This is a genomic window from Synechococcus sp. A18-25c, from assembly GCF_014280035.1.
Lineage (GTDB): Bacteria > Cyanobacteriota > Cyanobacteriia > PCC-6307 > Cyanobiaceae > Synechococcus_C.
The window spans coordinates 1,888,764-1,912,267 of record NZ_CP047957.1 but is presented as its reverse complement, the minus strand read 5'-3'; the positions used below and the strand labels follow the sequence as shown (position 1 = coordinate 1,912,267).

The 23,504-nt window shown below is 57.5% G+C and carries 32 protein-coding genes and 1 tRNA gene; 19 read left to right on the top strand and 14 right to left on the bottom strand.

What is annotated here, in order from left to right:
• Nucleotides 1-25: 25 nt before the first annotated feature.
• Nucleotides 26-874: a formylglycine-generating enzyme family protein gene (locus SynA1825c_RS10575; RefSeq protein WP_186469256.1), complete on the top strand. Its 849-nt coding sequence runs from the start codon at nt 26-28 to the stop codon at nt 872-874.
• Between the two features lie 323 nt (nt 875-1,197).
• Complete coding sequence (locus SynA1825c_RS10570; RefSeq protein WP_186469255.1) at nt 1,198-3,618, top strand: arylsulfatase; 2,421 nt, start codon at nt 1,198-1,200, stop codon at nt 3,616-3,618.
• A 73-nt stretch (nt 3,619-3,691) separates the two neighbouring features.
• On the opposite strand, the gene SynA1825c_RS10565 is transcribed toward SynA1825c_RS10570, so the two are convergent.
• Nucleotides 3,692-4,561 carry a bile acid:sodium symporter family protein gene (locus tag SynA1825c_RS10565; RefSeq protein ID WP_186469254.1) on the bottom strand — a complete coding sequence of 290 codons (870 nt, stop codon included), beginning with the start codon at nt 4,559-4,561 and terminating at the stop codon, nt 3,692-3,694.
• An 11-nt stretch (nt 4,562-4,572) separates the two neighbouring features.
• Here SynA1825c_RS10565 and SynA1825c_RS10560 point away from each other — a divergent pair, with 11 nt between their 5' ends.
• The 4 genes from SynA1825c_RS10560 (at nt 4,573) to SynA1825c_RS10545 (ending at nt 7,961) form a co-directional block, all read left to right on the top strand.
• Nucleotides 4,573-4,758 (top strand): hypothetical protein, encoded by a 186-nt coding sequence (locus SynA1825c_RS10560; protein ID WP_186469253.1) that lies wholly within the window; start codon nt 4,573-4,575, stop codon nt 4,756-4,758.
• A gap of 47 nt (nt 4,759-4,805) precedes the next feature.
• Nucleotides 4,806-5,087, top strand: coding sequence for a hypothetical protein (locus SynA1825c_RS10555; protein ID WP_186469252.1), 282 nt, complete (start codon nt 4,806-4,808; stop codon nt 5,085-5,087).
• Nucleotides 5,074-5,343 (top strand): hypothetical protein, encoded by a 270-nt coding sequence (locus SynA1825c_RS10550; RefSeq protein WP_186469251.1) that lies wholly within the window; start codon nt 5,074-5,076, stop codon nt 5,341-5,343. Before SynA1825c_RS10555 ends, SynA1825c_RS10550 begins: the two co-directional genes overlap by 14 nt.
• A 110-nt stretch (nt 5,344-5,453) precedes the next feature.
• Nucleotides 5,454-7,961, top strand: a complete 2,508-nt coding sequence (locus tag SynA1825c_RS10545; protein WP_186469250.1) for a GH116 family glycosyl hydrolase — start codon at nt 5,454-5,456, stop codon at nt 7,959-7,961.
• A gap of 471 nt (nt 7,962-8,432) precedes the next feature.
• Here the strand turns inward: SynA1825c_RS10545 and SynA1825c_RS10540 are convergent, their stop codons facing one another.
• The gene (locus tag SynA1825c_RS10540) at nt 8,433-8,927 is read right to left on the bottom strand and encodes an ureidoglycolate lyase (RefSeq protein WP_186469249.1); all 495 of its coding nucleotides are present in this window, start codon (nt 8,925-8,927) and stop codon (nt 8,433-8,435) included.
• Nucleotides 8,928-8,951: 24 nt separating this feature from the next.
• Here SynA1825c_RS10540 and SynA1825c_RS10535 point away from each other — a divergent pair, with 24 nt between their 5' ends.
• Nucleotides 8,952-9,449 carry a DUF3122 domain-containing protein gene (locus tag SynA1825c_RS10535; protein ID WP_186469248.1) on the top strand — a complete coding sequence of 166 codons (498 nt, stop codon included), beginning with the start codon at nt 8,952-8,954 and terminating at the stop codon, nt 9,447-9,449.
• Nucleotides 9,449-10,561 (top strand): bifunctional diaminohydroxyphosphoribosylaminopyrimidine deaminase/5-amino-6-(5-phosphoribosylamino)uracil reductase RibD, encoded by a 1,113-nt coding sequence (gene ribD, locus SynA1825c_RS10530; RefSeq protein ID WP_186469247.1) that lies wholly within the window; start codon nt 9,449-9,451, stop codon nt 10,559-10,561. The genes SynA1825c_RS10535 and ribD overlap by 1 nt, the downstream gene beginning before the upstream one ends.
• 6 nt (nt 10,562-10,567) lie before the next feature.
• Here ribD and SynA1825c_RS10525 read toward each other — a convergent pair whose 3' ends face one another.
• Complete coding sequence (locus SynA1825c_RS10525) at nt 10,568-11,419, bottom strand: potassium channel family protein (RefSeq protein WP_370593746.1); 852 nt, start codon at nt 11,417-11,419, stop codon at nt 10,568-10,570.
• Between the two features lie 41 nt (nt 11,420-11,460).
• Here SynA1825c_RS10525 and ftsH point away from each other — a divergent pair, with 41 nt between their 5' ends.
• Nucleotides 11,461-13,338, top strand: a complete 1,878-nt coding sequence (gene ftsH / locus SynA1825c_RS10520) for an ATP-dependent zinc metalloprotease FtsH (RefSeq protein ID WP_186469246.1) — start codon at nt 11,461-11,463, stop codon at nt 13,336-13,338.
• 52 nt (nt 13,339-13,390) lie between these two features.
• Nucleotides 13,391-14,347 (top strand): ornithine carbamoyltransferase, encoded by a 957-nt coding sequence (gene argF, locus SynA1825c_RS10515; protein WP_186469245.1) that lies wholly within the window; start codon nt 13,391-13,393, stop codon nt 14,345-14,347.
• 27 nt (nt 14,348-14,374) lie between these two features.
• Here argF and SynA1825c_RS10510 read toward each other — a convergent pair whose 3' ends face one another.
• From SynA1825c_RS10510 to SynA1825c_RS10490, 5 genes are all read right to left on the bottom strand, one after another.
• Nucleotides 14,375-14,608, bottom strand: coding sequence for a Nif11-like leader peptide family natural product precursor (locus tag SynA1825c_RS10510; protein WP_186469244.1), 234 nt, complete (start codon nt 14,606-14,608; stop codon nt 14,375-14,377).
• A 67-nt stretch (nt 14,609-14,675) separates the two neighbouring features.
• A complete protein-coding gene (locus SynA1825c_RS10505; RefSeq protein ID WP_186469243.1) occupies nt 14,676-15,044 on the bottom strand; it encodes a thermonuclease family protein in 369 nt (122 codons plus the stop codon).
• Between the two features lie 9 nt (nt 15,045-15,053).
• Nucleotides 15,054-15,230, bottom strand: coding sequence for a hypothetical protein (locus SynA1825c_RS10500; RefSeq protein ID WP_186471247.1), 177 nt, complete (start codon nt 15,228-15,230; stop codon nt 15,054-15,056).
• Between the two features lie 78 nt (nt 15,231-15,308).
• A complete protein-coding gene (locus SynA1825c_RS10495) occupies nt 15,309-15,794 on the bottom strand; it encodes a tellurite resistance TerB family protein (RefSeq protein WP_186469242.1) in 486 nt (161 codons plus the stop codon).
• A 249-nt stretch (nt 15,795-16,043) separates the two neighbouring features.
• Complete coding sequence (locus SynA1825c_RS10490) at nt 16,044-16,388, bottom strand: hypothetical protein (protein WP_186469241.1); 345 nt, start codon at nt 16,386-16,388, stop codon at nt 16,044-16,046.
• 381 nt (nt 16,389-16,769) lie between these two features.
• On the opposite strand from SynA1825c_RS10490, the gene SynA1825c_RS10485 reads away from it, so the two are divergent.
• From SynA1825c_RS10485 to SynA1825c_RS10445, 9 genes are all read left to right on the top strand, one after another.
• Entirely contained in the window at nt 16,770-17,513 is a 744-nt protein-coding gene (locus SynA1825c_RS10485; RefSeq protein ID WP_186469240.1) for a carboxylesterase, read from the top strand.
• A 25-nt stretch (nt 17,514-17,538) separates the two neighbouring features.
• Entirely contained in the window at nt 17,539-17,685 is a 147-nt protein-coding gene (locus tag SynA1825c_RS10480; RefSeq protein WP_186469239.1) for a hypothetical protein, read from the top strand.
• Nucleotides 17,682-17,939 (top strand): hypothetical protein, encoded by a 258-nt coding sequence (locus SynA1825c_RS10475; RefSeq protein ID WP_186469238.1) that lies wholly within the window; start codon nt 17,682-17,684, stop codon nt 17,937-17,939. Before SynA1825c_RS10480 ends, SynA1825c_RS10475 begins: the two co-directional genes overlap by 4 nt.
• Entirely contained in the window at nt 17,936-18,361 is a 426-nt protein-coding gene (locus SynA1825c_RS10470) for a hypothetical protein (RefSeq protein ID WP_186469237.1), read from the top strand. Before SynA1825c_RS10475 ends, SynA1825c_RS10470 begins: the two co-directional genes overlap by 4 nt.
• 62 nt (nt 18,362-18,423) lie before the next feature.
• Nucleotides 18,424-19,047 carry a transcriptional repressor LexA gene (gene lexA / locus SynA1825c_RS10465; RefSeq protein ID WP_186469236.1) on the top strand — a complete coding sequence of 208 codons (624 nt, stop codon included), beginning with the start codon at nt 18,424-18,426 and terminating at the stop codon, nt 19,045-19,047.
• A 77-nt stretch (nt 19,048-19,124) separates the two neighbouring features.
• A tRNA-Ala gene (locus SynA1825c_RS10460) sits at nt 19,125-19,197 on the top strand.
• Nucleotides 19,198-19,395: 198 nt separating this feature from the next.
• Nucleotides 19,396-19,749 carry a hypothetical protein gene (locus tag SynA1825c_RS10455; RefSeq protein WP_222929999.1) on the top strand — a complete coding sequence of 118 codons (354 nt, stop codon included), beginning with the start codon at nt 19,396-19,398 and terminating at the stop codon, nt 19,747-19,749.
• A 62-nt stretch (nt 19,750-19,811) separates the two neighbouring features.
• Nucleotides 19,812-20,063 (top strand): hypothetical protein, encoded by a 252-nt coding sequence (locus tag SynA1825c_RS10450; protein ID WP_186469234.1) that lies wholly within the window; start codon nt 19,812-19,814, stop codon nt 20,061-20,063.
• 110 nt (nt 20,064-20,173) lie between these two features.
• Nucleotides 20,174-20,860 (top strand): hypothetical protein, encoded by a 687-nt coding sequence (locus tag SynA1825c_RS10445; protein WP_186469233.1) that lies wholly within the window; start codon nt 20,174-20,176, stop codon nt 20,858-20,860.
• A gap of 339 nt (nt 20,861-21,199) precedes the next feature.
• Here SynA1825c_RS10445 and SynA1825c_RS10440 read toward each other — a convergent pair whose 3' ends face one another.
• The 6 genes from SynA1825c_RS10440 to SynA1825c_RS10415 all read right to left on the bottom strand — a co-directional run bounded on the left by SynA1825c_RS10440 (nt 21,200) and on the right by SynA1825c_RS10415 (nt 23,449).
• Nucleotides 21,200-21,427 (bottom strand): Nif11-like leader peptide family natural product precursor, encoded by a 228-nt coding sequence (locus SynA1825c_RS10440; RefSeq protein ID WP_186469232.1) that lies wholly within the window; start codon nt 21,425-21,427, stop codon nt 21,200-21,202.
• 235 nt (nt 21,428-21,662) lie between these two features.
• Nucleotides 21,663-21,920 (bottom strand): Nif11-like leader peptide family natural product precursor, encoded by a 258-nt coding sequence (locus tag SynA1825c_RS10435; RefSeq protein WP_186469231.1) that lies wholly within the window; start codon nt 21,918-21,920, stop codon nt 21,663-21,665.
• 48 nt (nt 21,921-21,968) lie between these two features.
• Entirely contained in the window at nt 21,969-22,433 is a 465-nt protein-coding gene (locus SynA1825c_RS10430) for a hypothetical protein (RefSeq protein WP_186469230.1), read from the bottom strand.
• A 5-nt stretch (nt 22,434-22,438) separates the two neighbouring features.
• Nucleotides 22,439-22,594 carry a hypothetical protein gene (locus SynA1825c_RS10425; RefSeq protein WP_186469229.1) on the bottom strand — a complete coding sequence of 52 codons (156 nt, stop codon included), beginning with the start codon at nt 22,592-22,594 and terminating at the stop codon, nt 22,439-22,441.
• Nucleotides 22,595-22,789: 195 nt separating this feature from the next.
• On the bottom strand, nt 22,790-23,029 hold the full coding sequence (locus SynA1825c_RS10420) for a Nif11-like leader peptide family natural product precursor (RefSeq protein WP_186469228.1): 240 nt from the start codon (nt 23,027-23,029) through the stop codon (nt 22,790-22,792).
• A 141-nt stretch (nt 23,030-23,170) separates the two neighbouring features.
• On the bottom strand, nt 23,171-23,449 hold the full coding sequence (locus SynA1825c_RS10415) for a hypothetical protein (RefSeq protein ID WP_186469227.1): 279 nt from the start codon (nt 23,447-23,449) through the stop codon (nt 23,171-23,173).
• Nucleotides 23,450-23,504: the final 55 nt, after the last annotated feature.

Genomic DNA, 23,504 nt, shown 5'->3' with positions numbered 1-23,504 from the left:
ATCTCTGCTTCATCCTGGGTCGGCCATGAGTGATCAACGTGCTCCGATGGTGGTGATTCCTGCTGGCGACTATCGCGTCGGTTCGGAGTCGTTCTATCCCGAAGAATCGCCTGTGCGCACCATTCATGTGGAGGCGTTTGCGATCGATGTGGCACCGGTCACCAATGCCGAATTCGCCCGCTTCGTTTCAGACACCGGCTACTTGACGGTGTCTGAAAAGCCACCTGATCCTGTGTTGTATCCCAACCTGCCCCCCGAAGAGCAATGCCCTGAATCGGCGGTGTTCATTCCACCGCCGGCCAACGTGGATCGCAGCCAGCCATTGTCGTGGTGGGCCTTGGTGGAAGGAGCGGATTGGCGTCATCCCCAGGGACCGTCCACCAGCATCGACGACCGCATGGAGCATCCGGTGGTGCATCTTGCCTATGAGGATGCTGTGGCCTATGCCGAGTGGGCGGGGAAACGTCTGCCAACGGCTGATGAATGGGAAGTGGCAGCCCGTGGTGGTTTGGTGGAGCAAGACTACGCCTGGGGTTCTGAAATGACACCAGATGGCCAGTGGATGGCCAATGTCTGGCAAGGGCCATTCCCTTGGAGGAATGAGCAGATCGATGGCTGGTTATGGACCTCGCCTGTCGGCAGTTTCCCTGCCAATGGCTACGGCTTGGTCGACATGTGTGGAAACGTCTGGGAATGGACGTCGACGCTGTTCCCGGTTCCCAAAGGTGAACAGGAACGACGGATTATCAAGGGCGGGTCATTCCTGTGTGCGGACAACTACTGCCACCGCTTCCGACCAGCTGCACTGATGGGACAGACGACGGACACCGCCACCTGCCACATGGGATTTCGCTGTATATCGGATTCAGTGTGATTGCGGTTGTCGTTGATCAAACCATCGTCAATACGTTCAGCGCAAGTTGGAGGTCTGCGGCAGTCCACGCCACTAGGCCAACACAAACCGCCCTAGCTCTTCGAGCGAGCAGAGGCACAGATGAGAAATCTTGATGTATGAACACTCCCCGTTGCGTGGATCGTGGACACGGCTTCTTTGTGGTGCTGGTGTGTGATTGATCGACAAGAACCATTGGTGCTGATCCGAATGGTGCGTTATTTGTTGATGTTCACTCCATTAACGTCAACCCATGGCTATGCAAGGAGAAGTTCCAAGGCCTCGTTGCCTCTCCAACGTCTGCCATGTCGAGTCTGATCAAAACGTCTCACCTGCTCCGCCGGATGGTCGTGGGTGGTGGCTTGTTGCTGGCGACCAGTGTGTCGATCGTCGACATGACGCAAGGTCAAGCCCAGGCACGTGAATTTGACCGGACGACACTTCCCATTGCAGAGCCAAGGCCTGAAAAGGTCACCAAGGTGCTCCCCTCCGAGGTGCCGATGCCCCCGCAGTGGGAGGTAACGGCACCCGCTGGTGCTCCCAACGTGGTGATCATTCTTCTCGATGACGTCGGCTATGCAGCACCATCCGCTTTTGGCGGGGTGGTGAACATGCCTACCGCTGAAAAGCTCGCCCAGAATGGCCTGCGCTACAACCGTTTCCACACCACGGCTCTTTGTGCGCCTACGCGAGCAGCGTTGAAGTCCGGACGGAATCATCACAAGGTCAACACCGGTTCAATTCCAGAGATTGCCACTGGTTATGCGGGCAATTCCACCGTTGTGCCGGATTACGCCGTGCCGGTTGCGGAAATCCTCAGACTCAACGGCTACAACACAGCGGCCTTTGGCAAGTGGCACGAAACCCCGGGTCGTGAAACCACGGCTGCTGGCCCTCAGACCCGTTGGCCAACGCGCCAGGGATTCGAGAAGTTCTACGGATTCGTGGGTGCGGAAGACAACATGTGGGAGCCCACAATCCATGATGGTGTCACCGTTGTGGATGCACCGCAGAAAGATCGGTATCACTTCACTGAAGACATGACCGATCAGGCGATCGGCTGGGTTCGTCAACAAAAGGCCATCAAGCCAGATAAGCCCTTTTTCATCTATTACTCCTCAGCCGGTGCCCATTCTCCGCACCATGTGGGTCAAGAATGGATTGCTAAATACCGAGGCAAGTTTGATGAGGGCTGGGATGTTCTGCGGGCACGTAATCTTGAGAACCAGATCAAGGCAGGAGTTGTTCCTCCGGGCACTCAGATGGCGCAAGCGCCCGCGAGTGTTCCCAAATGGGACAGTCTGACGCCGCAGCAACAGCGAATCTATGCCCGTCAGGCAGAAGTGTTTGCAGCCTTTACCGAGCACTCCGATCACCAAGCAGGTCGATTAATCCAAGCCATCGATGATCTCGGTGAGCTGGATAACACCTTGGTGATTTATGTCACAGGTGACAACGGTGCCAGTGTTGAGGGCGACATGAGCGGCCATTGGAATTGGAATCATTACCTCAATGGTGTTGAAGAAACGCCGGATGAACAGGAGGCAAAGTTGGATGAATGGGGTGGGCCGACCACCTATCCCATGTATCACCTCGGCTGGGCGATCGCCTTCAATTCACCGTTTGCTCTCTCCAAACAGGTGGCCGGTGATTTCGGTGGAACACGCAATGGAACAGTGATTCACTGGCCTGAGCGCATCAGGCAAGGTGGCGGTATTCGTTCACAGTTCTCGCATGTGAATGATGTGGCCCCCACGATTCTTGAGGCGGCCAATCTACCGATGCCCACCATGATCAATGGCATCCCGCAGATTCCCATGCAGGGAACCAGCCTGATTTACACATTCGATAACCCAGGCGCTGAAGAACGGCACAGCACGCAGTATTTCGAGATCATTGGCAACCGCGGCATCTATCACAACGGTTGGATGGCGCGCACCACGGTGATGTACCCATGGGAAGCACCCAACCGAATGAATACGGTCGAGGCCGATGATGGTTGGCAGCTGTATGACACCACAGTTGATTTCAGCCTCTCCAACGATTTAGCGGCTCAATATCCCGATCGCTTGGAGGCCATGAAGGCGAAGTTCATGGAAGAGGCGATTGAAAATCAGGTGTTGCCCCTGGATGATCGTTTGCTTGAGCGGCTGGTGCCATCCGTCGCTGGTCGACCGACCCTGCTGGGGGATCGGACGTCCATGGATTTGTATCCCTACGCCTGGAATATGGTCGAAGATTCGATCATCAATGTAAAGAACGTCTCGAACAGTGTGACGGCCTATGTGGATGTGAAAGGGGGCGAAGAAGATGGTGTGATCTTCTCTCAGGGCGGTCGATTTGGTGGTTGGTCGCTTTATGTTGAAAACAACAAGCCCTCCTACACTTACAACTACATGGGAGAGCTGTTCACATTCACCAGCAACCAGCCGTTGCCTGCTGGCAAATCCGAGATTCGCTTTGAGCTCGACTACGACGGCGGTGGCGTCGGCAAGGGCGCTGACGTTCGGCTGAAATTGAATGGTGAGGTGGTCGCTGAAGGCCGTATGGAGAACACGATTGCTTCGCGTTTCTCCATTGATGAAGGTGCTGATGTTGGCCTTGATCGTGGCTCGGCGGTCACGGTGAGAACCATTGGCCCTCGCCGTTACAGCGCCTATGGCGGTCAGATCGACAAGGTGACAATTCAGATTTATCCCAAAGCCACCGATGTCGCCCAGCAGTGATGGCTCGGAGTGATTGACTCCCTCCAGCGGGGTGACTCCAGGATGGAGTCATCCCCTTTTTGTTGGTTGGCTTTCACTGGCTGACGTCATGGACTGGACCGGCCAGGCGCTTGCGCCAGTGGAGGAAGGGAGTCATGCCGATCGCCGTCATTAAGACGTAGCCCACTATGGCCGCCTTGAGTTCGCTTGCTTCTGGTGCCATCCGTTGCACCAAGAGCAGCGCTAACCCTGGATTGCGCATGGCCATCACGAGCGGAATCGTGCTTCGTTCCGCTCGGTCTCTGCCGGCGACTGCAAAGCCAAGGAGTAGAGCAATCAACGTGAGCAGCAGCATCAGAAAGGCTCCGCGCAGGTCGGCAATGAGTGTCAGCGACACCTTGGGCAACGCTGCAATCAACACCACGGCTAACAGCAACAGCAGCAGGGTGGAAGCGGTTTTCTGCACGATGGGATTCCAGCGTTCGGCCCAATCGCTGCACCATTGGCGCAAGCTCATCCCCACCAGCAACGGAACTACTTGAGCGCTGAAGACCTGGGCGGCTACGTCTTTGGCGGAGATGCTCCAGACGGTCTCGGCTGCGTCGATCGGCAGCTGGTGGATCCAGATCGGCACGCTGAGGATTGCGGCGCACGATGAGCACAACTGAAGCCTGGTGGCCAACGCCGGATTCCCAATCACCTGGCGACTTTTCAAGCTAATCAGCGGAGCACTGGGGCAAATTGCCATCACCATCAAGGCCGTCGCCATGGCAGGCGAGAGGCCCTGGCCGAGCGGTGAGCGCAGCAACAGCAGGGCTGCAACGGGGATGCCAAAACAGGTGGTGAGCAACACCTGAAGCAGCCAAGCGGGTCTGTGCTTCAGCCGACCGAACGGCATGGCCGGTGGATGCAGCCCCAACGCCACCATGACAAGAAAGAGGGCCACCGAAATCAAGGTCGACATCAATCGGGCCTGTGCTGCGTACGCTTTTGTCGCAGAGCGCGTTGGCTCAAGGCTTGGCTCAGCGTCGTAATGGGGCTTTCAGCGAACAGCTGTTGATTGGCCTTGGCGAAGTGGCCTTGGCTGCGAAAGCCAAAGTGCTGTGGCTCCATTGCGTCACCATGCCCATCAATGCGCGTTTTGACCGCATCTCTGCCTGAATGGATTTAGTGGCCAGCACAGGCAGTACGTTGACGCTGCACTCCGGATGGCTGCTGTGGTTCGCTCTTGCCTCGCTGTGTTGCTGCTGTTGGTGGGGGCCTCGCCCTCAGTGGAGGCTTTCGAGGACTGCAGCCTGATCACACGAATGATGAACTCCATCGGCGCCTCGATGGCCCGCAATCGGATGTTCATTGCGGCATCGCAGGAAACGGGCGAGAACCGGGAACAGGCAGATGCTGCTAGCGCTCAGCTGTCGCGACAGTCGCGCGATTTCCGTGAGCTGCGGGAAGATTACGTACGCAACAAATGCGGCAATGCCTGGGACTGAGTCATCGGCGGTGCGCCGTCAACGGCTGCATGAGCTGTTGCTGGCCTTGATCGCCCGGGAGGACGATCTGGAGTTGATGGATGCCGAGGGCCCCGTCGGTTTGACCGGTGCAGCCTCCAATGAAGGCCCCGCTGACGCTGCGCGCTGGCTGGATCGGAATCGGCGCGTGCTGCACCGCTATCAGGCGATGGTGCGCACCGCCGTCACCCTCGATGCATTGCTCGACAGCGAAGCTGGCGGCTTGCATGAGGTGTGAGCTGGATGGGTGGCATCCAGATGACTGCGGGGGTCTGCTGAACGGCTGGTAGACGGCCCCTGGCCAGTCCCGCCAGGTCTGCCAGTGTGGGGCGACTTTCGGCCTTGGGCATGGCTCCGCTCGGTTTCTCCGCTCTGACGTCTTTGCTCGGTCGTCAAGGCAAGACAACGGCGTGGCAGCCCCCGCAGGCCAGCTGGAGCCAGCCCTTCGGATTGGGCTGGGAGCAGCCCTATACGGTGCGCTATGCCAGCAATCTCGACGATGGCCCCAATCACGGCATGCCCTTGGGGGGCTTCGGAGCAGGCTGCATCGGTCGGGCGCCGGATGGCAACGTCAACCTCTGGCACTTGGATGGCGGCGAGCACTGGTTCGGGGTGATGCCCGACTGTCAGTTTGCTCTGTTTGAGAGCAACGGCAGCAGCAAGCGCGCCCATGCCTTGGCGGTGAAGCCTGATGGGGATGCCTCACGCCCTAAGAGCGGTGAACCACTCCAGGCCTGGGACTGGTATCCCGCCAGTACGGCGGAGCACAGCACCGGCACTTATGCCGCCCGTTATCCGCTGAGCTGGACGAACTATGAGGGCGTGTATGACGCCGAGGTGCGTTGCGAGGCCTTCAGTCCGATTCTGCCGGGCGATTACCAGCGCACTAGCTATCCGGTAGCGGTGTTCGTGTGGACCCTGCGCAACCCCACCACCAAGCCCCTGGATCTGTCGCTGCTGCTCAGCTGGCGCAACACCACCGGCTGGTTCACCAACACCGATTCCTCCGCCGAGGTGCACTTCCGTGACGACGGCAGCCCAGAGCACAACTACGCCCCGGCGATTGGCAAAACCAACGGGCAACGCAACCGCTGGATTGACGATGGCAACCTCAAAGGTGTCGTCTTGGAGGGTCCTGTCTCCAATCCTGTCGCTGAGGGTGAAGGCCAGTGGTGCATTGCCACCAACGATCAGCCAGGCATGACCATTCAGCGCTGCAGCCGTTGGAATCCCGCCGGCGATGGCAGTGAGCTCTGGAGCAGCTTCAGCGCCGATGGCTCGATTCCAGAGAGCAACAACGATCGGCGGAGTGGGGCCGATGATCCGCTCAGTGCGGCGCTGACAGTGCAATGCCATCTCGAGCCGGGCCAGAGCATCGAGATCCCTGTCGTGATCAGCTGGGATCTGCCGGTGACGGCTTTTGCCACCGGCAGTCAGGCCCTCCGCCGCTACACCGATTTCTTCGGCACCGGCGGTGATCAGGCCGCGGCGATTGCCGCTGAAGCCCTGCGCGATTGGAAGAGGTGGCGTGAGCTGATCGAAGCTTGGCAGCAGCCGGTGCTGCAGCGCACGGAGCTGCCAGAGCCGTTGCGTATGGCGCTGTTCAACGAGCTCTACGACTTATGCAGCGGCGGCAGCCTGTGGAGTGCGGCGTCGCCTGAGGATCCCCACGGCCGTTTCGGCGTGCTCGAGTGCCTCGACTACGCCTGGTATGAAAGTTTGGATGTGCGCCTGTATGGCTCCCTGGCCCTGCTGCAGTTGTGGCCAGAGCTCGACAAGGCCGTGCTGCGCAGCTTTGCCCGTGCGATTCCCGCTGCCGATGCCACGCAGCGTCCGATCGGCTGGTATTTCACCCAGGGAAAGGGCCGGGTGGAAGCGGACCGCAAGGTGAAGGGCGCCACGCCTCATGATCTGGGCGCTCCCAATGAAGTGCCCTGGGATGCCACCAATTACACGGCTTATCAGGATTGCAATCTCTGGAAAGATCTGGGCAGCGATTACGTGCTTCAGGTGTGGCGCACCTACAAGCTCTCGCCCAGTGGGCAAGACCTGCGTTTCCTCTCGGAGTGTTGGCCCTCCGCAGTGGAGGCCTTGCGTTACCTCAAAACCTTCGATGTGAACGATGACGGCCTGCCCGATAACGGCGGTGCGCCGGATCAGACCTTTGATGACTGGCCGTTAAAGGGAGTGAGTGCTTACTGCGGTGCGTTGTGGATCGCCGCGTTGGAAGCGGCATTGGCGATCGGGCAGACGCTGCAGCTCAAAACCGGGCTCGACACCTCGGCTGAACAGCGGCAATTCAGCGGTTGGCTGGAGCAATCGCGCAGCAATTTCGACACGTTGCTGTGGAACGGCGAGTACTACGACATCGATGCTGAAAGTGGCACGCCAGTGGTGATGGCCGATCAGCTGTGCGGGGACTTCTATGCCCGCCTGCTGGGGCTGGAGCCGGTGGTGAGTGAAGCCAACAGCCGCAGCACGCTTAAAGCCGTGAAGGAAGCCTGCTTTGAAGCCTTTGATGGCGGCAAGCTTGGTGTCGCCAATGGGTTGCGCCGCGATGGCACACCTTTGGATCCCAATGGCACCCATCCCTTGGAGGTGTGGACAGGCATCAACTTCGGCATCGCTAGCTACTACCGCCTGATGGGCGAAGGCCAAACCGCTGAAGCGATCTGCTCAGCTGTGGTGGAGCAGGTGTATAGCGGTGGTTTGCAATTCCGCACGCCGGAGGCAATCACGGCGGTGAACACCTTCCGGGCTTGCCACTACCTGCGGGCGATGGCGATCTGGGGTCTCTGGGCGACGCACACCGATTGGGCGGTCATACCAGGCGCCGAAAGAAGTCAGTGCGCTTGATGACCTGATTGATTGAGAATGTCTGGAAAGCTTTTCTTTGGAGCAACTGTTGTGGTCTTGAGGTCAATTGTGGAGACTCATATGGTGCTGGCTCAGATGTTTTTTTGAGGCAGATCAAGGAATTGCCGAGGATTTCAAGCAACGCTCAATGCTTAGTTGTGATGTGGAAACGAAATGACCCAATGCTGATTCCTTCCTTCACTTTTTTTATGGTCTTGCGGCTTTTGATTTTTCAGATTGAAAAGCACATTCATTGAACTCGCTCAGTGGTTGATTGCGCCAAGTGTTGGCCCAATGTTCATTGGTCAGAGAGGCAATGAAAAGGAGCTTTTTGAAGCATTTGATGATTTTGACCTTAAACGCTGCGTTGGGTCTGCGGGTGGTTCTTGCCAACGAGAGAGTCCGGCTGAGACAAGCTCAGTTGGTCCTCGCAGGAAGAATTCAAGAGCAACGTTGTCTTCAGGTGTTAGCTCAACGTTCTAACGCCTCGTTCAGTTCAAGGTTGATGCTGCGACTGAGCTTCAGGGTTTCGTGATCGTTCTGATTGGTGTCGCTCAGTTCCAGATTGAAAAAAGAGGCGGAGTCGGCGTCAAACAGAGGCCCCGCATGCCAGGTGCCCAGATGCAATTTGATGCCTTCCCCGGCTTCAATGCGCAGCAGCCAGGCCTTGGATGCATCGAGCACAGGCCCTTCAGTGTCGGGTGGAGCCAGCAGCAGCCAGAAGGGGCGACCTTCCGCGGAACTCAGGCATTGGGTGGCGTTCACATGGCGTGTCATCGCTGTCACCTTCAGCGGCCGTCGCGGGATGCGCATCACGTAGTAACGCAGCCTCCCGGGCCCGAAGCTCAGCTCCGCGTCCTGCTCCCCGGGCGGTGTCATGTCGTCCACCTCGCGTAGGGCCGTGCCGCACGCCTCGAGACGTGCGTCCAGCAGGGACCCCGCTTTCAGGGGCTGATGCTCGATCATGGGAACACTGTTTGCGCTTGATTCATGCTCGCGTTGCGTCGTTTGCTTGGCATGCTGCTGGTTGCCGTAACGCTGTTGCTACTGACGCCGATGGCGGTGAGCGCGCAGGTGCACGAGCACCAGGATGAAAACGGGGCACCGATGCTGCGCAGCCTCGAGAGCCTGCGCGATCTCGATTACCAGAGTTGGCAGGCGGTGGCCTACCGCACTGGCAAGCCCGGCAATCCCGTCGTTCTGCGCATCGTGGGCTACCCGGGCAAGCTGCGTTTGGAACACCCCGCGCCGCTGCTTGTGCAAGCTGGTGTGAAGGAGTGGCAGCTCGACGACATCACCCTCGATAATCCGGTGTTAGCCACTGATGGCCGTGAGGCGGCGGCGGAGTTTGCGCTTGATCCTCTGCTCAATGATCTGAGCAACAACCGTCCGCTGCGGCTGTTCATGCCGGGGGTGTTCAACGAGATGCCCGTTCCTCCCTATGTGGTGGCGGAGTGGCGTGACGTGCAGACCCAGCCCCTGAGCTGATGGAGTCCGTCGGCGGCTCGCATCAAAACTGGCTGGCCTGGATGCGCCGAGCGCTCCAGCTCGCCTCCCTCGCTGAAGGCCACACCAGTCCTAATCCCCTGGTGGGTGCGGTGGTGCTTGACGCCGAAGGACGCCTGGTCGGTGAGGGATTCCATGCCCGTGCAGGTGAGCCCCACGCTGAGCCTGTTGCCCTAGACCAGGCCGGTGACGCCGCCCGTGGCGGCACAATCATCGTCACCCTGGAGCCCTGCTGCCACCAGGGCCGCACGCCCCCTTGCACCGACGCAATCCTCGCGGCTGGAGTGCGACGGGTGGTGGTGGCGCTCACCGACCCTGACCCCCGCGTTGCCGGCGGTGGATTGCAGCGGTTGCGGGATGCAGGATTGGAGGTGATCAGCGGCGTGCTGGCCGCTGAAGCCGCCCATCAAAACCGCGCCTTTCTCCATCGGGTGCGCACGGGCCGGCCTTGGGGGGTGCTCAAGTGGGCCATGAGCCTGGATGGCCGCACCGCGCTTCCCAATGGTGAGAGTCAGTGGATCAGCGGACCGTCGGCTCGCTCCTGGGTGCATGGCATGCGGGCCCAGTGCGACGCGGTGATTGTTGGCGGTGGCACTGTTCGCGCTGATGACCCGTTGCTCACCAGTCGGGGGCGGCGATCCCCCGAACCGTTGCGTGTGGTGTTTAGCCGCAGTCTTGATTTGCCTGCTGGCGCTCAGATCTGGGATCAGCAGCTGGCCAGCACCCTGCTGGGCTATCCGATTCAGGCCGAGTCTGCTCTGTCCGCCGACTTGCGTGCTGTGGTGCAGGCGCAAGGGGTGGCGATGGAGGCGCTCGATGCCTCGGAACCGGAGCTGTTGCTGACAGCCTTGTCCAAGCGCGGCTGCAACCGCGTGCTTTGGGAGTGTGGTCCGGGTCTGGCGGCCGCTGCCATCCAGCAGGGTTGTGTGCAGGAAATCGCGGCGGTGATCGCACCCAAGCTGCTTGGCGGTGAACTGGCGCGGACGCCACTGGCCGACTTTGGTTTTACTGCCATGGATCAAGTGCTACGGCTGCGTGATCAAGACGTCATGCGGCTGGGTGATGATCTGCTGATGCGAGCCCAGCTGACTTGATCTGTCTCAACGGCTCAGATCCCTGCGGGTGGGATCGTCCTCTTGGCGTTCCACCGTTGCGGCGTAACGACCGATCAGCACTCCCATCACCACGGCCAGGTAGATCGGACCTGCAATGCCGGTGCTCACCGACAGCATCCGGGCCATGGGCAGCATTGGCTCGATGTCGCCAAACCCCACTGTGGTGAGACAGATGAAGGCGAAGTAATTGAGCTGAGAGAACACTGCCACAGACGTCAGCACGCTGGCATCAACGGCGTAGGCGCTAGCGGCCAGTTCGATCGGCTCAAAACTCCCTGGCTGGATGGTCTCCAGGCCCATCATCACCAGCCCAGCGGTGAGACCCAGCAACAGATACCCCGCAGCTGCTCCCATCAGCACGCTTGCCGTCACCTTGGTTTCCCTGGCCAGGCGTTGCACCAGACGCACCACGCTCCAACCCACCAGCACACTCCAGCTCACCACTAGGGGAATGCCGCTGTTGTGCCAACGCAAAGGGGTGAACAGCCACAACAGTTGAGTTACGAGGGCTAAGACACCCAGCCCTTGATACAGGCGGTCGTGCAGGGTGATCACCCGTTTGCGAATCATGACCAGCTGGGTGAGTAGCAGGGCGATCAGCGCGTAGCCCAAACCGCCCAACCAGGTGATTTTCGGGAACGCAAAGCTGATCATCACCAGCAAGCACAGCGACAGCAGCCAGGCGTAGAGCTTGTGGCTTCCTGGCTGCTGTCGCTGTTCCGATCGCATTGCGTCTGCTCCCATCGAGCTGAGGATGGCGGGCTTTGCGTGCTCTGGCGAGCTTTGTGTTGCGGCAGCTCCGTTCGGTTCTCCGCCATCGCGTGGCAGCCGAGACACGAATCTCCGCCTTAGCCTGAGCGAAGGACTGGACGTGATTTATGCCGATCCGCGAGGACGACAACCGCCCCAATCGCCGCTTTGGGATTATCAACCTGGTGTTGATCGGCTTCGGTGTGCTGCTGCTGCTCAGCAGTTTCCTTCCCAATCAGGGCATGCAGCAGGTGCCACGGGTGCCCTACTCCCTGTTCATCGATCAGGTGAACGATGGCGCTGTGAAGCGCGCTTACATCACCCAGGATCAGATCCGCTACGAGCTGTCAGATCCAGAAGAAGGGGCTCCTTCGGTGTTGGCCACCACGCCGATCTTCGACATGGATCTGCCGCAGCGCCTGGAGACCAAAGGCGTTGAGTTCGCTGCGGCTCCTCCCAAGAAGCCCAACATCTTCACGACCATCCTCAGCTGGGTGGTGCCGCCCCTGATCTTCATCCTGGTGCTGCAATTCTTTGCGCGGCGTTCCATGGGTGCCGGGGGCGCTCAGGGCGCTCTGAATTTCACCAAGAGCAAAGCCAAGGTGTACGTGCCCGATGAGCAGTCGCGGGTCACCTTTGCCGATGTGGCTGGTGTCGACGAGGCCAAAGACGAACTCACCGAGATCGTCGACTTCCTTAAGTCGTCAGAGCGTTATACCGAAATTGGTGCGCGTATTCCCAAAGGTGTGTTGCTGGTAGGCCCTCCTGGCACAGGTAAGACCCTTCTCTCCAAAGCGGTGGCAGGCGAAGCGGGTGTTCCCTTCTTCATCATCAGCGGCTCGGAATTCGTCGAGCTGTTCGTGGGTGCCGGTGCTGCTCGGGTGCGAGATCTGTTCGAGCAAGCCAAGAAAAATGCGCCTTGCATCATCTTCATCGACGAACTCGATGCGATCGGCAAGAGCCGTTCGGGTTCGATGGGTGTGGTCGGTGGTAACGATGAGCGTGAGCAGACGCTGAATCAGCTGCTCACCGAGATGGACGGCTTCGCCTCCAAAGACAAGCCGGTGATCGTGCTGGCGGCCACCAACCAGCCGGAAGTGCTGGATGCAGCACTACTGCGCCCCGGCCGTTTTGACCGTCAAGTGTTGGTGGACCGCCCGGACCTGTCGGGCCGTAAAACCATCCTCGGGATTTATGCCAAAAAGGTGAAGCTCGCCGAAGGAGTGGATCTTGATCGCATCGCCCAGGCCACCAGTGGTTTCGCCGGTGCCGATCTGGCCAATCTGGTGAATGAGGCGGCACTGCTCGCCGCCCGTGCCAAGCGCACCAAAGTGGAGCAGGAAGACCTCGGCGAAGCGATTGAACGTGTGGTTGCGGGTCTTGAGAAGAAGAGCCGCGTGTTGCAGGACGATGAGAAAAAGGTGGTGGCTTATCACGAGGTGGGACACGCCATCGTGGGTCACTTGATGCCCGGAGGCAGCAAGGTGGCCAAGATTTCGATCGTGCCCCGAGGCATGAGTGCCCTCGGCTACACCCTCCAATTGCCCACGGAAGAGCGCTTCCTCAATTCACGTGAAGACCTGCAGGGTCAGATCGCCACGTTGCTGGGAGGTCGATCTGCGGAGGAGATTGTGTTCGGCAAGATCACAACCGGAGCTTCCAACGACTTGCAGCGCGCCACCGACATCGCCGAGCAGATGGTGGGCACTTACGGCATGAGCGACACCCTGGGACCCCTCGCCTACGACAAGCAGGGTGGTGGCCAGTTCCTGGGTGGTGGCAACAACCCTCGGCGTACCGTGAGTGATGCCACGGCCCAGGCCATCGACAAGGAGGTTCGCGCGCTCGTTGACAACGCTCACGAGCAGGCCCTAGCAATCCTTCGCCAGAACATGGCCCTGCTGGAAACCATCGCTCAGAAGATCCTCGAGAAAGAGGTGATCGAGGGTGATGAGCTCAAGGACATGCTCAATGCCAGCGTTTTGCCTGAAGCCGTTGCGGCTTGAGGCTTGACGAATTCGCTGTCTGTCTCCGATAACACTCCTTTGAAGTCCGGTTATGGCGTCCGCCACCACCAGCGTTGCTGCCGACCTCTCCACTCTGAGCGGTCGCGACTTTCTGTCCTCAGCGGATGCCTCTGCTGGGCAGACCGCTGCGCTGTTGGAGCTGGCAGGTCAGCTCAAGTCGGGTGATCGACGCATCGATTTAGGCAATAGGGTGCTCGGCCTGATCTTCACCAAGGCCTCCACCCGCACGCGGGTGAGTTTCCAGGTGGCGATGGCCAGGCTGGGCGGCCAGACCGTGGATCTCAACCCCCAAGTCACCCAGCTGGGACGCGGTGAGCCATTGGAAGACACCGCCCGGGTGCTCAGCCGTTTTTGTGACGTGCTCGCCGTTCGCACCTTCGCTCAGCAGGAGCTGGCGGATTACGCGTACTGGGCCACGATTCCAGTGATCAATGCCCTCACCGACCTTGAGCATCCCTGCCAGGCCCTGGCGGACTTCCTCACCATGCGGGAAGCCTTCGGAGATTTGCGAGGTCAGACGCTCACCTATGTGGGTGATGGCAACAACGTGGCCCATTCGCTGATGCTCTGTGGCGCTTTGCTCGGTGTGAATGTGCGCATTGGCTGTCCGGAAGGGTTCGAGCCGTTACCAGGTGTGCTCGAGCAAGCTCGCTCCCTGGCGGTTGGCGGTGCACAGATCACGGTCACCAGTGATCCAGCGGAGGCTGCACGCGGTGCTCAGGCTCTCTACACCGATGTCTGGGCCTCGATGGGCCAGGAGCAGGAGCAGGCCGAACGGGAACGGGCGTTCCAGGGGTTCTGCCTCAATGAAGAGCTGTTGGCAGAAGCCGATTCACGGGCCATTGTTCTCCACTGCCTTCCGGCCCACCGCGGCGAAGAGATCAGTGCAGGTGTGATGGAAGGGCCTGCCAGCCGCATCTTCGATCAAGCCGAGAACCGGCTGCATGCCCAGCAGGCTTTGCTCGCTGCTTTGCTCGGTGGTTTGTAGTTCCTGGCTTGGTGCTGGGAACTTCGCTCACGCGGTGTCGTAACAAATGCAGGACAACCAGATCCCACAAGCGAGATTTTCAAGTTCCTCGTCTGTCAGCGCTGACTGCGCTTTGCTGAAATCGTCCGTGGAGACGCTGAATCCTGACTCCTTGGCAATTACAACGACAGCGTCCGCATTGTCTGAGCTTTTGAGTTTCTCTTGAAGGCTCGTATCAGCCTTGACGGCCTCGAGAAATGCTTTGAGCTGCTCTTCTGGCATGGGCCAATGCCGCGTTGGTCACCTTGCTTGTAGCAATCCACTCACGAGAAGCAGGGGATGACCTCAATCATCGGCAGCTGTGATCTTGCTCACAGGCTTTGAGAGCCCAGGGGCACTGATGGGCATACTGCTTGAGAACCACTGCATGGCGTGCGCTCACCAGCTGTTGCTGCACGTTGGTCCCATTCACGAACAGTTCAGCCACGCTGCGGCCATAGCGGTCGGTTGTGATCCGCTTGATGGCAACGCCGCGTCCCACCACGAGTTGGCGCAGGTAGTTGCGTGCTGCTTTGGCTTGGTGTGGTTTGGCCCGTGATCCATTCAGTTCTGGTGTGTCGATGCATGCCAGACGGATCCGCTCTCCAGTGCTGGTTCGACAGGTGTCGCCGTCGTAACAGGAGGTGATCACGACCACGGCGAGCCCGGCAAGCAACATTCAGAGGCCTCACCCGCAAGCACCCACGCATTCGAAGGTGCCAGGGTCGTTGAACGCCAGGATCACCAGCACCACCACCACGCTCACCGCGACTAAGACAACAGGAACAATTTCATCATCGGGATACATGACCTGCGCAAATACCCAAAGCCTTTGCACTTTGCCTTGGATGGCACTGAATGCCACGTCCGCTCCAGCGGATTGTCAATTGGATGTTGGTAGTGGTGAGTTTGGTTTGAGTGAATGTTGGTTCTGTCAGGTCGTTCAGTGCACGACCGACGGATCCGGTTGTGTCTCCACGCCCAGCTCCATGGTTTCATCGAGAACCGGCATGGTCAGCCTGCTGCTCAAGGTGAGCCGGGCATGAAAGATCTCAAACACTGCATCAATGCGCTGTGCTTCAAAGCCTGAGATTTCCAGCATCAACGCCAGGTGATCGAGAAAGGCACGCTCCTGGCGTTGGAACGGCCCATCGGATCGCATGATTTCAGAGGCCATGGCGTAGGCCGTCATCCGTTGCGCAGGGGTCAGGCATTGCGCTGCGCGCAACATCATGTCGTGGGAGCCCACCTCCCGACGCAGTTCCAGGAGTTCATCGAGCAACCCGATCATCTCTGCATCAGGCATTTGGCAGAACGGCTCGCGGTAGTCGAGTGCATGTCTGAACGCTCGCGTTCCCGCTTTGGTGAAGTGCCCATCCCAGGACACGGCGGCGAAGCCGATTGCAGCAAAGGCAGTTAACGAGTCCATCGGTTCCAACAGCCAAGATCTTTGGTCTGGCTTGGGTCACCGCATGTGTGATGTGGCAGCCACTACCAAAGCGCTGCCTTGAGCATTCGTACGCACTAAAAACAAACTTGAGATCAGGCCGGAATCAGAAGCCTGGCAAGGGCCGATCCGAAACGTTGTGTTGATCAAGAGCTTGTCAGTGGAAATGCGACCGTATCGATCGTCGTCGCGATTGTGATTCGCGTCGAAGGCGTCGGTGGATGCCTGCGATCACCATTCAGCATCGAAAAGATCGGAATATTTGTCGTAGGTGAGGTCGTTATTCAGACCTGTCACAGCAAGACTGGTGACGCCAAGCTTTGGATCACATTCGATCTTGGCTCGCACTGGGGCATTGGAGAGCAGAGCTTCAACATGTCCACCTTCCTGGCTGTCAAAGCGGCTTGTCTCCACATCACGTGTGAATCCAAAGTCTGCAAGAGCGATGCGTGCATCCCTTAGGCATGCTTCACCTGTGCCGCCGTGGGAAAACGATGAGAGATACAACCATGGGCGTGCCAGTGCAGGACTTGATCCCAAGGCGATGAGTGAGCACAACAGGAAAATACGCTTCATCGCGACCTTTCTTTTGATGCCAATACTGATGAATTCTTGTGCTCGAGTCAATCCTTGAACTCAGTTGGATGCGAGATGATCAACAACGGCACAACAGCTCGCGGCCTCGAAGAATTACAGAACTTCTGAGGCCAGTCATGCGATGGAGAGCCCTCATGGCTGCGTTGTTGTTGGCACTGTCGACGTCTGCAGAAGCGGGTTTGGCCAATGCGCTGTTGCCGATCGCCAACGTTTGGTGAGCCATGCCTCCCTTTCGCAATGCCAATCTGTTCGATGGGAATGGCACGTTGTTCTTCGCTATGACAACCACATCCTCAACAACTGAGTCTTGAGCGGTCGGGATGCATCTGCTGTTTTGAGCTCAGGCCCGGCCCCTCAGTCGTGAAGAGCCCCGCTTCTCCGGATCCTTTCGCTTTGTCAGGAGGTCCAGTGACCGTGGTTTTGTTGCACGGATTCACTGGGTCGCCTGCTGAACTGCGCTTGCTCGCTCGAGCGCTGAATGCTGGGGGGTTTGGGGTGGAAGCGCCCTTGTTGGCCGGCCATGGCACCCGGCTTGAAGACTTGATGGAGATCGAACCCCGCCAATGGTTGGAGCAGATTGATGCTCTGGTGCTTCGTCTGCGCAATCAGGGCCAGAGGGTGGTAGTTGCTGGCCTTTCGTTGGGCTCCATCCTGGCTCTACAGGCAGGCCTGCGCCATCCTGAGGTTGAAGCGGTGATGGCTTATTCGCCTCCGATCATCAGTGGCGATCCGCGGGCGTTGATCGCGCCACTGTTGGCACGGGTGTTTTCTTCGGTGGCGCGTCCGGCCGAAGACTTTGTGGATCCAGCGACCGCTGAGCGCATCTGGACCTATGGGCGCTGGCCCAGTCGTTGCAGCGTGCGTGTGCTGGGATTGATCGGGGCGACGCGACGTCAGCTGGCGGAATTGCAGCAACCGCTGCTGGTGGTAGCCAGCCGCAAGGATCGCGTGATCACAGAGCGGGGGGTGGAATGGCTCAAGCGTCGTACGGGTTCTAGGCGTGTTGACCTTCACTGGCTTGAGAACAGCGGTCATGTGATTACGGCTGATGCGCAATGGCGGTTGGTGGCCGATCAGACGCTGACCTTTTTGGAACGCCTCTAAGGTCTTCACCAATGGTTATGGATGAATGGACCAGCAGGAACGTGACAACTGGCAGAGAGTGCTCGACTCTCTTGAAGCTGCTGGCGATACCGAGAGTGCGTTTTATGTGCGTGCTCGGGCCATCTGCAATGGAGACCCTGACCCCATGCTCGAGTGGGAGTCAAAATCATGAGTCTTGATCCACTCCAGCGCGGACTGGAGCAATCATTTGAAGCGGAGAAATTGTCGCGCTTCATCCGTGAATGCGACGACATCGAAACGCTCAGGGAGACGGCCCTGTCGTTGTTACAGCAGCTGGGTCAAATGAAAGTGGCCAGCTCTTGGATGGCAACCCGAGCATCAGAATCTGAAAATGCCAAGTTAAAAATGCTGGCGGAGCTGATCAAGCAACGTTCCGCTAACCCGCAAGCGGAGACAGAAGAATGAGCGCAGCGGTCCGCTCCACTGTGTTGGCGTTGGCCGGTTGTTTCGCCGCCATTCCTGCCGCAGCTGAAGGCTGGTCTCCAGGTCCGGAACCCGCCCTCTGGTCGCAGACCCGCCAGCAGCTTCAAGCCTCTGGAGCGATGACGGATCGTCCTTGGCAGTTCATGGAAGCTCTGGAAACCCCAGCGGTGATGGCTGGTGAATATCTCAGTGATCGCACCCGTACCACTGCGGGTGTGGAGTTCAAAGCCGCTTTGTTGCTTCGCCGAAATGGCTCTGAAGACTGGCAGGTGCGGGAGCTGACCATGCGGGCTCTATGTAATCAGCAGAGGCTCCAGCGCCGCTCGAGTGACAACCAGTGGCTGGATTACGTCGGTCGCGATGACACTGCCTTGAAGGTGGCTTGGATCTGTGACGTTCCCTGAGCGGGCTGGGCTCTTGCCATCGCGAAGAAACATCGGTACATATGTATTGAAGAACAAATGCATTGCCGGTGCCTTCTGGATCTCCCGAGCCCCTCACGACTGCTCAGCAAGAGCTTTACGACTGGCTTGCTGATTACATCGGCAGTCATCACCACAGCCCCTCCATTCGCCAGATGATGCAGGCCATGGGGCTTCGTTCCCCTGCGCCGGTGCAAAGTCGTTTGCGTCACCTTCAGCAGAAGGGCTGGATCACTTGGCAGGAAGGTCAGGCCCGCACCCTTCAGCTTCTTGGCGGCATCACGTCAGGGATCCCCGTGCTTGGGGCCGTTGCCGCAGGTGGACTTGTTGAGGCTTTTGACGATGTTCAGGAGCGTCTTGACCTTGGACCGGTGCTCGAAACCCGCGGGCTCTTTGCCCTTACCGTAAATGGGGATTCCATGGTGGATGCTCACATCGCGGATGGGGATGTGGTGTTGATGGAGCCGGTGACAGATGCCGGGCGCCTCCGTCAGGGAACAATTGTGAGTGCTCTGGTCCCGGGGAGCGGCACCACCTTGAAGCATTTTCACTGTGATGGTGTGACTGTTCGTTTGGAGGCCGCCAACCCCGCTTATGAGCCGATTGAGCTGCCTGCTGATCAGGTGCAGGTGCAGGGCAAGCTGGCTGCCGTTTGGCGGCAGATGTGATTGCTGGGCCCATGGGACAGCGTCGTTGTAAGCTTCCACATGACGACGGCGAAGCCAAATGCTTCAACCGCGTTCATGGGGCCATAGCTCAGCTGGTAGAGCACCTGCATGGCATGCAGGGGGTCAGGAGTTCGAGTCTCCTTGGCTCCATTAGGTTTCAAGCCTGTGGAACACTCCAAGTAGTGCATAGCTAAGTGCAAAAAGGCACTGGCTCAAGCGTTTTGCACTGCCGCTTGCTCTAAATCCGTCCGTACGGACTCCAGGATTAAATTCCGCCGGATCGGCGAACACCGCGCTGGTCTTTTCAACGACAGATGTAGTTGACTCATTCACGTCTGTCCCAGAGCTATGAGGTCAATTGCTGTTCTCACAGCAGCGGTGCTTGCAACTGTTGTTAGTCCCGCCAACGCCGTGAAGTTGAAGCTTCGCTGCGAAAACCCTCAGGTCGAGTATGCCAATTCGACTTTGTATATCGACGAAGTGAATGGTCGAATCACCCAAATTTGGGATGCCGACGGTTCCAGGGACAACAGCCCGGCCACATTTAAAGACGGACTCTGGAGCTGGGTGGTCACTATCGATGGAGAGGCCGACATTTCTATCCACCAAAGCCTTGATCGTCGAACCGGAGAAGTTTTCGCTGCAATCCAAGGGGACACGGATACGCAGACGCTCGTAACAACCGGGACGTTTTGTCGTTGACATAACGAGCGTTCCGTTAACCCAAATCAGAGGAGAACACTCTGGGCAGCTGCAACCAACCCATGTCCCCCGAGACCCTGACCACCGTCACGCTGCTCACCGAACTGCTCCTGGCCTTGCGATTGAACGACGCCGGTGCGTTCAAGCATCTGCTCAGCCTTTGCCTTGATGAGCATGGCCATGAGACGGTGGATGAGCTGACATGGGACTTCCTGTTGCCACTTCTGAGCGATGAGGAAGCGGATCGGATGGTTGGCTGGATGGGGTATAAGCCTTTAAGCCCCAGCAATGGCAGTGGCTCTGAGGCTCTGTGACCAACATCACAGCTACAGATGACTTGGGTCATCACTTGGGTCGTTGATGGCGGAGAGGGTGTGTGCATCGAGAGGGAACAATCGAACAACCCTCCACCGCCTATAAACCAATGGCTGCTTTCGTCAAGATCGGCGACATCAAGGGTGAATTTGCACCAGCCCCCGAAGCCATCGGAGCTGATGCTCTCGGACTTGCTGTCAGCGGACCTCTCTCTCTCGTTCAACGCGACGGCCAAACCTTTATCGAAGGACCCGATGGGCAGCTGTTGGGACCCATCAGTGGTGAAGGTGTCTTCAACCCTCAAGACATTGAGGCCAAAGCCAGTGTCATCGTGGGAGATAACCACTTCAAGCCAAGTCGTGGCGGTGACTCCTTGACCGGTGAAGATCGTCCAATGAATGTCTGGACAAATGGCAGTGCCACATCCTTTGAAGATCGAATGATTGGGGACTTTGATTCAAACGATGTGGAGATCGGCGTTAAGGAGAACATTGACTGGACTGCAGCTAATGGTGGTCCTGGTTCGAATTACCTGACAGCAAAGGCCGCCAGCAAGACCAATGCATATGTCGATGAGGATGTGGATGGCTTTATAAAGCTCGGCGACGTCAAGGTCGAATTACAAACAACTGACCTAAGAAGCGACAATCGCTTTGTCATCGAGCCAGTTAACCTTGTGCGGGGTCTTGATGCTGGCGGCATGAACGATGCTGAAGCTGCTGATCTGGATTCATCAATCTTCGATGTCGTGAATAAAGTTACCGGCAGCACCGGCCCTGGTGGCATCGACTTCTGAAGCAATACAAGCACTTCATCACCCCGTCAGGAATGGCGGGGTTTTATCATTGCCGGTGTCATTGCTAAGCGGAGAGAGTTGATCGGATGATGGACTGATCTTGATTGAATCAATGCCTGCCATCTTGCAAGCACGATTCAATCATTGAATCTGATTTGGTGTCATGATTTACGGGCTGCAATGTCCCTAATTGACACCCTAATTTTAGCGAATGCGTTTTATCTACTTTGACTCAACTGCCCTTATCTATGCCAGGTATTGAAAGCTGATTGAAGGGGTTAGTCAGACGATTGAAGCAATAAAAAACCCCTGTCAATGCAGGGGCTTTGGGTGTGTAGGCTACCAGGACCCCACAGGACCAGGCCAACAAAAGGTACCCCCAGCCGCACCCTCAAGCTCATCATCACAAACCCCTTGTCTATGAGAGTTTAGGTCTTCTGTGGTGATCGAAAACCCTGCAGCCTTTGCAATAGCAACAACATCAGCTCCTTCTGCTTTGAGCTTCTCCTGCAGGCTGGTGTCGACTTTGACCTTCTCTAAGAAGGCTTTTAGTTGCTCTTCTGACATTGGAAGGTGTGGAGCTACGGCCTGGTCATAGCAACGGTTGGCAGCGGTGTCTGTATCTAATTAAAAAGCCCGCTAAGTGCGGGCGATGGTGCCAGGTATTGAAAGCTGATTGAAGGGGTTAGTCAGACGATTGAAGCAATAAAAAACCCCTGTCAATGCAGGGGCTTTGAGTGTGTAGGTGCTGCTCTGAGTGCTAGCTATCGCATCAAACATCCAAAAGTCCTCAAGTCCATCCTCAACAAAGCAAGAGACCCCAGCCTCCTTTAGCAAGGATCCCTCCCAAAGTCCCCAGCCAGCCCCCAGCCGCGCCTTCCAACTCTGCGTCTTCAATATCTGATTGAGCCTTTTTCAAGCAATCAGCCGAGAGATCAAACCCAGCTTCTTTCGCAATCTCAGCAACAGCATTGGCATCAGCAGCTGCTTGAAGCTTTTCCTCAAGGCTTGTGTCGCCTTTGACCTTTTCTAGAAATGCTTTGAGCTGCTCTTCTGACATTAGAAACCGAACATTGCTTGGAGCGTGTGGTTCAACACCCGTTGGGAATTAGAACTTGAAGGTGACTTTAGATGAGAAGAAACCATCTTCTGGGTAAGTGACGGTGGTGCTGACTGGTTTACCATCCACCATCTTAGTGTCACACGCCAACCAAGTCTTTTTGGGTGTGCCATTCTTTATCTCAAAATGGAAACGTCCTTGGCACTGGTAGTTGGATATGTATCCCTTGTAGTTGCCTTCCGTAAACTGGTCGTAATAAGTGACGGTGTTGGTGTCTGGGTTCCAAGTTGCCTCACCCGTCGTCGTTTTAGGTGGAGCATCTAACAAATAAGTGACATTGACAAACGAACCCTTTATCGTGGTGTCTGGTGCTACTACCTCCTCCTCCACTACAGGTTCAGGTTCCGCTGCCAAGGACGAGAACTCTGCCTGTGGTGGCGCTTTTGTAACAGTGGCACAACCAGTGAATAGGAGTAGTGCTCCTCCCAATGCAAGAACTGTGGTTTTAGACATAAGGATTATCCAGGATTTGGAAGGATTGGAGTAATTAGACCGTTGGCAACAACACCTCCGGCAATACCGTTTAACTCATCTTCATTCAACTCTTCCTTTAACAGCTCTTGCTTAGCTGGCTCTTCCTTGACTTCCTGCTTCTTGGGTTGCTCTTCTGACATTGGAGCGCATAGAGCTACAGCCTGGTCATAGCAACGGTCGGCAGCGATGTCTGCAAGCAATCAAGAAAGCCCGCTAAGTGCGGGCGATGGTGCCAGGTATTGGAGGGTGATTGATGAAATAAAAAGCCCCTGCGGTTGCAGGGGCTTTGAGTGTGTAGGCTACCTCAGCAGCCGTTTAGCTACCCAGGAGTTACATTACATTCCTAGACAGGATTGAAGCCCCTGCTGCCACTTCGTCAGACACGTTCCGCCCCCAGCCACGCCTTCCAGCTCTTCATTACTGAGCTGGTTGATCTTATCAGCGGTGAATTCATGACCATGTTCTTTAGCGATGCCTACAACATCTTCGGGTGATTTCGCTGCTTTGAGTTTCTCCTGAATGGACTGATCATTCTTCGCTTTGGCGATAAAAGCCTTGAGCTGTTCTTCTGACATGAGAGTGCGTGGAGCTACAGCCTTTTGATAGTCACGATCGGCTTCAACGACTCAAACGGTCATCGATGAGCCACCAAAGAGCCTCTTGCGCATGGGTCGCATGCCAGGGCAACGCCCCCATGGCTCGTCATGTAGTAGCAGTCAGCAATTTTGCCCTGCACTTGAAAATTCCCCGCCACCAGCAATGGCAGCGAGGGCAACCGCATCCAGCTCGAAATCATCAAACTCGTCATCGTCATCCATCTGCCTGAGGAAGCCACGCACCTCATCGGCGGTCACCGTCATCCCCTTCTCTGCAGCGATCTCCACCATGCGCTGGATCGAGGCATCAGGGTCGGCAGTCATCAGCTTGAAAAGCTCACCCTGCACACTCATCGGCACCGCATCACGCATTGCCTTGAACTCTTCCAGCGTTGCCATCAGCGGATCTGCAGCGTGACTCCGTTGTAGCCCTGATACGGCAACAGTTCAGCCA

What these genes read in the sequence shown, in the direction of transcription:
- SynA1825c_RS10435 (WP_186469231.1), bottom strand. Translation starts at nt 21,920, where the DNA reads ATGTCAGAAGAGCAGCTCAAAGCATTTCTAGAAAAGGTCAAAGGCGAC.
- SynA1825c_RS10535 (WP_186469248.1), top strand. Translation starts at nt 8,952, where the DNA reads ATGCTCGCGTTGCGTCGTTTGCTTGGCATGCTGCTGGTTGCCGTAACG.
- ftsH (WP_186469246.1), top strand. Translation starts at nt 11,461, where the DNA reads ATGCCGATCCGCGAGGACGACAACCGCCCCAATCGCCGCTTTGGGATT.
- SynA1825c_RS10420 (WP_186469228.1), bottom strand. Translation starts at nt 23,029, where the DNA reads ATGTCAGAAGAACAGCTCAAGGCTTTTATCGCCAAAGCGAAGAATGAT.
- SynA1825c_RS10575 (WP_186469256.1), top strand. Translation starts at nt 26, where the DNA reads ATGAGTGATCAACGTGCTCCGATGGTGGTGATTCCTGCTGGCGACTAT.
- SynA1825c_RS10570 (WP_186469255.1), top strand. Translation starts at nt 1,198, where the DNA reads ATGTCGAGTCTGATCAAAACGTCTCACCTGCTCCGCCGGATGGTCGTG.
- ribD (WP_186469247.1), top strand. Translation starts at nt 9,449, where the DNA reads ATGGAGTCCGTCGGCGGCTCGCATCAAAACTGGCTGGCCTGGATGCGC.
- SynA1825c_RS10565 (WP_186469254.1), bottom strand. Translation starts at nt 4,561, where the DNA reads ATGTCGACCTTGATTTCGGTGGCCCTCTTTCTTGTCATGGTGGCGTTG.
- SynA1825c_RS10505 (WP_186469243.1), bottom strand. Translation starts at nt 15,044, where the DNA reads ATGTTGCTTGCCGGGCTCGCCGTGGTCGTGATCACCTCCTGTTACGAC.
- SynA1825c_RS10490 (WP_186469241.1), bottom strand. Translation starts at nt 16,388, where the DNA reads ATGAAGCGTATTTTCCTGTTGTGCTCACTCATCGCCTTGGGATCAAGT.
- SynA1825c_RS10540 (WP_186469249.1), bottom strand. Translation starts at nt 8,927, where the DNA reads ATGATCGAGCATCAGCCCCTGAAAGCGGGGTCCCTGCTGGACGCACGT.
- SynA1825c_RS10510 (WP_186469244.1), bottom strand. Translation starts at nt 14,608, where the DNA reads ATGCCAGAAGAGCAGCTCAAAGCATTTCTCGAGGCCGTCAAGGCTGAT.
- SynA1825c_RS10425 (WP_186469229.1), bottom strand. Translation starts at nt 22,594, where the DNA reads ATGTCAGAAGAGCAACCCAAGAAGCAGGAAGTCAAGGAAGAGCCAGCT.
- SynA1825c_RS10480 (WP_186469239.1), top strand. Translation starts at nt 17,539, where the DNA reads ATGGACCAGCAGGAACGTGACAACTGGCAGAGAGTGCTCGACTCTCTT.
- SynA1825c_RS10430 (WP_186469230.1), bottom strand. Translation starts at nt 22,433, where the DNA reads ATGTCTAAAACCACAGTTCTTGCATTGGGAGGAGCACTACTCCTATTC.
- SynA1825c_RS10415 (WP_186469227.1), bottom strand. Translation starts at nt 23,449, where the DNA reads ATGGCAACGCTGGAAGAGTTCAAGGCAATGCGTGATGCGGTGCCGATG.
- argF (WP_186469245.1), top strand. Translation starts at nt 13,391, where the DNA reads ATGGCGTCCGCCACCACCAGCGTTGCTGCCGACCTCTCCACTCTGAGC.
- SynA1825c_RS10450 (WP_186469234.1), top strand. Translation starts at nt 19,812, where the DNA reads ATGTCCCCCGAGACCCTGACCACCGTCACGCTGCTCACCGAACTGCTC.
- SynA1825c_RS10440 (WP_186469232.1), bottom strand. Translation starts at nt 21,427, where the DNA reads ATGTCAGAAGAGCAACTAAAAGCCTTCTTAGAGAAGGTCAAAGTCGAC.
- SynA1825c_RS10550 (WP_186469251.1), top strand. Translation starts at nt 5,074, where the DNA reads ATGCCTGGGACTGAGTCATCGGCGGTGCGCCGTCAACGGCTGCATGAG.
- SynA1825c_RS10495 (WP_186469242.1), bottom strand. Translation starts at nt 15,794, where the DNA reads ATGGACTCGTTAACTGCCTTTGCTGCAATCGGCTTCGCCGCCGTGTCC.
- SynA1825c_RS10545 (WP_186469250.1), top strand. Translation starts at nt 5,454, where the DNA reads ATGGCTCCGCTCGGTTTCTCCGCTCTGACGTCTTTGCTCGGTCGTCAA.
- SynA1825c_RS10445 (WP_186469233.1), top strand. Translation starts at nt 20,174, where the DNA reads ATGGCTGCTTTCGTCAAGATCGGCGACATCAAGGGTGAATTTGCACCA.
- SynA1825c_RS10475 (WP_186469238.1), top strand. Translation starts at nt 17,682, where the DNA reads ATGAGTCTTGATCCACTCCAGCGCGGACTGGAGCAATCATTTGAAGCG.
- SynA1825c_RS10555 (WP_186469252.1), top strand. Translation starts at nt 4,806, where the DNA reads ATGGCTGCTGTGGTTCGCTCTTGCCTCGCTGTGTTGCTGCTGTTGGTG.
- SynA1825c_RS10455 (WP_222929999.1), top strand. Translation starts at nt 19,396, where the DNA reads ATGAGGTCAATTGCTGTTCTCACAGCAGCGGTGCTTGCAACTGTTGTT.
- SynA1825c_RS10470 (WP_186469237.1), top strand. Translation starts at nt 17,936, where the DNA reads ATGAGCGCAGCGGTCCGCTCCACTGTGTTGGCGTTGGCCGGTTGTTTC.